This window comes from Anabaena sp. CCY 9402-a (assembly GCF_963920945.1).
Classification (GTDB): Bacteria; Cyanobacteriota; Cyanobacteriia; order Cyanobacteriales; family Nostocaceae; genus Trichormus; species Trichormus minutissimus.
On sequence record NZ_CAWUDL010000145.1, the window covers coordinates 1 to 6,001 of the forward strand.

A 6,001-nucleotide genomic window follows, 5' to 3' on the forward strand; every position below is an offset into this window, starting at 1 on the left:
AAGAGTATTGGGTGGGCGAATGTTTGCCCACTCGACAACTTTTTTAGGTGCATTGCCTTGCATCTTTGTTGCATTGCCTTGCACCTTGATGAGATGTACTTGCACCTTGATAAGATGGACTTGCACCTTAGTTGCATCGGCTTGCACCTTTTGTACAAGCGTCATAACCTTAAAAAGTCATAGCAATCCACGAATAATATAAAGTGCGTAGGCGTAGCCCGTCGTAGACATCGCACTGTTTCATCGATAAAGAAAGCAAATTATGAATCATCAAGGTCTAATTCTTTGGCTGACAGGGTTAAGTGGGGCGGGTAAAACAACCATCGCCTTATCTGTTGCCCAAGAGATGCGATCGCGGAGTTGCCGAGTAGAATTACTTGATAGTGATGTCGTTCGCACCCATTTATTTCAAGGACTTGGATTTAGTAAAGAAGATAGAGATATCAATGTCCGGCGGATTGGTTTTGTTGCCAACTTACTCAGTCGCAATGGGATAGTAGCGATCGTTGCTGCAATCAGTCCCTATCAAGAAATTCGAGAAGAATTAAGAAAAACAACCACCAATTTTATCGAAGTTTACGTTCAAGCACCATTAGCAGTTTGCGAATCCCGCGATGTTAAGGGACTTTACGCCAAAGCCAGGACAGGACAAATCAAACATTTTACTGGCATATCCGACCCTTATGAAGAGCCTTTAAATCCAGAGATGATTTGTATTACCGATAAATTTACAGTTGAGAAATGTGTTTGCCAAGTAATTAGCTACTTAGAATGTCAAGGCTATATTCAGTAAGTTGACGAGAAAAATTCATATACCTACTTTTTTGCACCTGAGTTGCATTGAAGTTGCTCCCCATCAGCCTTGCTCAGTCTTCATGGGCTGATGGCGTTGGCGTAGCCCACCGTAAGTATCGCCACTCTCATGATTCAACATAAGTATTAATTATATAGGACAAAGATCCAAGTTTTGACTAGGATCTTTGTCCGATGCGGTGAATGGGGCGATCGCTATATAATCCATTTCACTATCAAAAATTTAGACAACTGCCTAGCCGAGCAGACTATCAAGCTCTCGCTTTCATCCCCCAATGCAGACAGCATAGGGGGCGATCGCGCTGTGCTTTTTTAACCTCAATGCTAATTCGTTATTAAATAATGTCGCGCCTATAGAAACATTCAATTTCTCTAGGCGACAAATACAAGCTAATTAACCATCATGACTGCCAAAATCCATTTTATCTCCGGCTTACCTCGTTCCGGTTCCACCTTACTCGGAGCCTTACTGCGGCAAAATCCCCAGTTTCATGCCAGTATGTCTAGCCCTGTGGGTAGTCTGGTAAACCGAATGCTGGAAGCCATGAGCGAAGACAACGAATATTCTGTCTTCATCACCCCTGAGCAAAAACGGGCATTAACTTTAACTATATTTTCCACGTTTTACCAGTCCCAAGCCGATAAACAAGTCATCTTTGACACTAACCGCTTGTGGTGTAGCAAATTGTCCTTAATTCATGAGCTATTTCCCGGCTCAAAGGTGATTTGCTGTGTGCGGAATGTGGCTTGGATTATGGACAGCATCGAAAGGCTAGTCAGAAAAAACTCTTTTGATGTTTCTCGCTTATTTAACAACCCTACCGAACGCGCCACCGTTTACACCCGTACCGAAGCCTTGAGCCAAGGGGGACGGTTAGTGGGGTTTGCCTATAACGCTCTTAAGGAAGCTTTTTATAGCGAATATAGCTCGCGGTTATTGTTAGTCGATTACGACTTATTAGCGCAAAAGCCGGATAAAGTCTTGCATTTAATTTATCAATTTTTAGAAGAAGAACCATTCGACCATGACTTTGAAAATGTCCAATATGATGCACCGGAATTTGACAACCGACTCAACCTGAAAGGACTGCACACAGTTCGTTCCAAAGTCGAGTTGCAAGAGAGGCAAACCATTTTGCCACCGGATTTATTTACCCAATTTAATCAGTTGTCTTTTTGGACAAATCCTAGCAATAGTTTGGCGAATTTGATTGTCGCCCAACCAACAGACACAACTGACTTTTCACGCTATGTACGTGAAACCTAACCCCCAACCCCTTCCCTGGTAGGGAAGGGGAGTAATAATCAAAGCCTCTCTCCTTGCAGGGGAGAGGTTTGGAGAGGGGTTTTCTTGATACCGTGAAAAGTCAGACAGACACAACGGTTAAATCTTGATTCCCCTTTTTTTCAAGGTTAAAGTTTCTACTCATTCAATTCACACAATAGGAAAAAATCATGCCAGCAGAATCAAATAATTTCATCGTTACCGAATCTACAGATAACGGTCTTGGAAATACTGAAGGTACTCTCAGTTGGGCAATTCTGCAAGCCAACCAAATAGAAGGGGATGACACCATTACCATTAATAGCGATGTCCGGATCACTGGGGTAATGAAAACCCTGGTGAACAGCAACATCAGCATTGTGGGTAACAACCATAGCATCAGTGGCGATGCCAATAATAACGGTATTAATGATGATGGCGACTTGCGCCCCTTGTTCATTTTGTCGGGAACCGTCGGTATTTCTGACTTAACTATCACCAACGGACGAGCTAAAGGCGGTAACGGTAGCTTTGGTGGCGGCGGCGGCGGAGCTGGTATGGGAGGTGGTTTGTTTATTTATGATGGCGATGTTTCCCTAACTAATGTCGCTTTTAGTAATAACACAGCGCAAGGTGGTAATGGCTCACCCGACGAAGCTAACTTTGGCGGCGGCGGTGGTGGTATGTTTGGCAATGGCAGTTTCCTCGGCGGCGGTGGACTGTTTGCCAACGCCAGCGGCGGCGGTGGTGGCTACGGTGGCAACGGAAATTACGATGGTGGTTACAATAGCGGCTACAGCGGTAGCACCAGCTTCGGTGGCGGGGGAGACGCTAAAGCTATTCCCGAAGGCGGCTTCGGTGGTGGTGGTGTATTTGAGGGTAACGGTGGCTTTGGTGGTGGCGGTGGCAGTAATACCTACACCGGTACTGGTGCAAATGGGGGTTATGGCGGCGGCGGTGGCTACGGTAACTTGAATGGTGGCTTGGGTGGCTTTGGCGGTACTGGTGCAAATGGGGGTTACGGCGGCGGCGGTGCCGGCTTGGGGGGTGGTATCTTCGTTCGCAGTGGCTCTTTAACCCTCAGCGACACCAGTTTTACCAACAACACTGCTACAGGTGGCACAGTTTTTAACTCAGGTCAAGGCTTGGGTGGGGCAATCTTCATCATGCAGTCCACCACCAACACCAACAACAATAACCAGGGAATGCCCACTATGCTGCCAACTGTTACTTCTGTGGGTAATCTTACTTATAGCGGCAACAGTGCAGCTAACGATGCGGGAACTGCCACTAACAACGATGATATTTACGGTACAATTAACGTCACTTCTGTTACTCCCACTGTCAGCATTACGGCACAAACAGCCACAGCCAATGAAGGCGGTAGCAATGGCATTTATCGCATCACTCGTAGCGACACCACAGGGGATTTAACCATTAACCTAACTATTGATGGTATTAGTACAGCTTCAACGGCTGACTATACCCTCAATGGTGGTAGCGTCACTGTTTCAGGTAATACCTTAACTGTTACCATTGCCAATGGACAAAACTTTGTTGATCTTAACCTAGCCGCCATTGACGACATTCAAGCGGAAGCAGCCGAAACCCTCAAACTCAATTTAGAGAATGGTACGGCTTATACCGTTGACGGTACAAATAACACCGCCACCGTTACCATTGCGGCTAATGATACCGTCGTCATCAACACCAACGATTCTGGTGAGGGTTCATTGCGGCAAGCGATTCTCAACGCCAACGCCTTTGCAGGTGCAGATACAATTACCTTTGCAGGTAGTGTTTTCACTGATGCTACTCCCGACACCATTACTTTAACTTCTGGGCAATTAGTTATTACTGATGCCTTGACTATCAATGGACTAGGGGCAAGTAACCTCAGTATCAGCGGTAATAATGCCTCTGCTGTTTTTAAAGTGGATGATGGCAATAGTAGCAATCAAATTGATGTAGCAATTAATGAACTAACGATTACGGCTGGAAAGGATAATAGTGCAGGTGGTGGCATCTTTAACGTAGAAAACCTGATGCTATCCAACAACATCATCTCTAATAATACTGGAAGGTTCGCCGGCATTTCTAACCAAGGCAACCTCAGCCTAACTGGAAGCACTGTCTCTAACAATACTGGAGATGTAGGCGGCATCATCAACTTTGGGACTTTGAGCCTAACTAACAGCACTGTCTCTGGCAATACTGGTGTAACCTACGGTGGCATTTCTAACCAAGGTACTCTCCTGAGCGTAACGGGAAGCACTATCTCTAACAATACTACTAGTAATAGGGGGGGCGCTGCTGGTATCGGCCACTTATCCGGTACCCTCAATCTAATCAACAGCACCGTATCTGGCAATACGTCAGCAGGAAATAGCGGCGGTATAACAAACCTCGGTATAGCAAACCTGACCAACAGCACCATCTCTGGTAATAAGGCGGCAGAAAACGGCGGCGGTATCTTCAGCATAGGTACGCTGAACCTGAACAACAGCACCATTACTAATAACACTGTTGACTCCGACAACAATGGCAGTGGCAATGGCGGCGGTATATTCAGATTAGCAGGCACCGTCACCGCCCAAAATACCATCATCGCCGGCAACTTCGATTCTGGTAACGAAGCCCCGGATATTTTTGGAGCAGTCACAGGAAATGCCAACAACCTCATCGGTAGCTTGACTGGTGCATCTGGCACTATCGGCACTGGCAGCGATATCACCTTTGCCTCGGCTGGCATTACCAATATTAACCAAGTCATCGGCTCTCTCGCTAACAACGGCGGTGCTACCCAAACTCACGCAATAGTTGTAGGTTCGGCTGCTATCAACGCGGGAAACAATGCCCTCATCCCAAGTGGTGTCACCACAGACCAACGGGGTATCACTCGCACCATTGGCGATACTGTAGATATTGGGTCTTATGAATCGCCTTTCATTCCCCCTGTTGCCGCCAACGATACTGCCACCACTGATGAAAATACTGTTGTTAACATCAACGTCCTTGCTAATGACACCGATGCTAATGGCGATAGCTTAAATATCACTCAAGTTAATGGCAACACTATCACAGTCGGCACACCAATTACCCTAGCTTCTGGTGCGTTACTGACTCTCAACACTAATGGCACTTTCGACTACAACCCTAACGGTCAATTTGAATCTTTAGCTGCAAGTGCAACTGCTACCGATAGCTTTACTTACACTGCCAGCGACAATGGTAATGGCGGTACTAGCACAGCAACAGTTAACTTGACAATCAACGGTGTCAACGATGCGCCCACAGGTTCACCCACAGCAACATTAAACAACACCGCCGAAGATACCGCCATCATTATTAATACATCTGACTTATTAGCAGGTTTCAATGATGTAGATGCGGGTGATATCCTTGATGTTGTCAACTTAACTGCTGACAACGGTGCATTAGTAAATAACAATGATGGGACTTATACCTTCACCCCAACTGCCAACTTTAACGGCACTGTCACCCTCACCTACGATGTCACCGATGGCACAGCCAGTTTAACTGGACAAAGCAATACTTTCTCCGTCACTGCTGTCAACGATGCGCCCACAGGTTCACCCACAGCAACATTAAACAGCACCGCCGAAGATACCGCCATCATCATTAATACATCTGACTTATTAGTAGGTTTCAGTGATGGAGATGGTGATATTCTTACTGTTGCCAACTTAACTGCTGACAACGGCACATTAGTCAACAACAACGACGGCACTTATAGCTTCACTCCAACTGCTGACTTTAATGGTACTGTCACCCTTGACTACGATGTTACCGACGGCACAGATACCTTAGCTGGACAAACTCAGACGTTCTCTGTGACTCCAGTTAATGATGCCCCCACAGTAGCAAATGCGATCGCAAACCAAACCACTCTAGAAGATGGCT

4 protein-coding genes are annotated in these 6,001 nt (G+C 46.1%); all 4 read left to right on the forward strand.

Annotated elements, in window-relative coordinates:
• Positions 1-262 precede the first annotated feature (262 nt).
• Positions 263-793 carry an adenylyl-sulfate kinase gene (gene cysC / locus ACM0OR_RS27450; protein ID WP_323269274.1) on the forward strand — a complete coding sequence of 177 codons (531 nt, stop codon included), beginning with the start codon at positions 263-265 and terminating at the stop codon, positions 791-793.
• 174 nt (positions 794-967) lie between these two features.
• A complete protein-coding gene (locus ACM0OR_RS27455; protein ID WP_414579568.1) occupies positions 968-1,129 on the forward strand; it encodes a hypothetical protein in 162 nt (53 codons plus the stop codon).
• Between the two features lie 87 nt (positions 1,130-1,216).
• Positions 1,217-2,080 carry a sulfotransferase gene (locus ACM0OR_RS27460; RefSeq protein ID WP_323269275.1) on the forward strand — a complete coding sequence of 288 codons (864 nt, stop codon included), beginning with the start codon at positions 1,217-1,219 and terminating at the stop codon, positions 2,078-2,080.
• A gap of 188 nt (positions 2,081-2,268) precedes the next feature.
• Positions 2,269-6,001 (forward strand): beta strand repeat-containing protein (locus ACM0OR_RS27465; protein WP_414579569.1); only part of this gene is annotated, 3,733 nt, incomplete at its 3' end.

Excerpts from the sequence above, each read along its gene's own strand:
- cysC (WP_323269274.1), top strand. The coding sequence starts at position 263 with ATGAATCATCAAGGTCTAATTCTTTGGCTGACAGGGTTAAGTGGGGCG.
- ACM0OR_RS27460 (WP_323269275.1), top strand. The coding sequence starts at position 1,217 with ATGACTGCCAAAATCCATTTTATCTCCGGCTTACCTCGTTCCGGTTCC.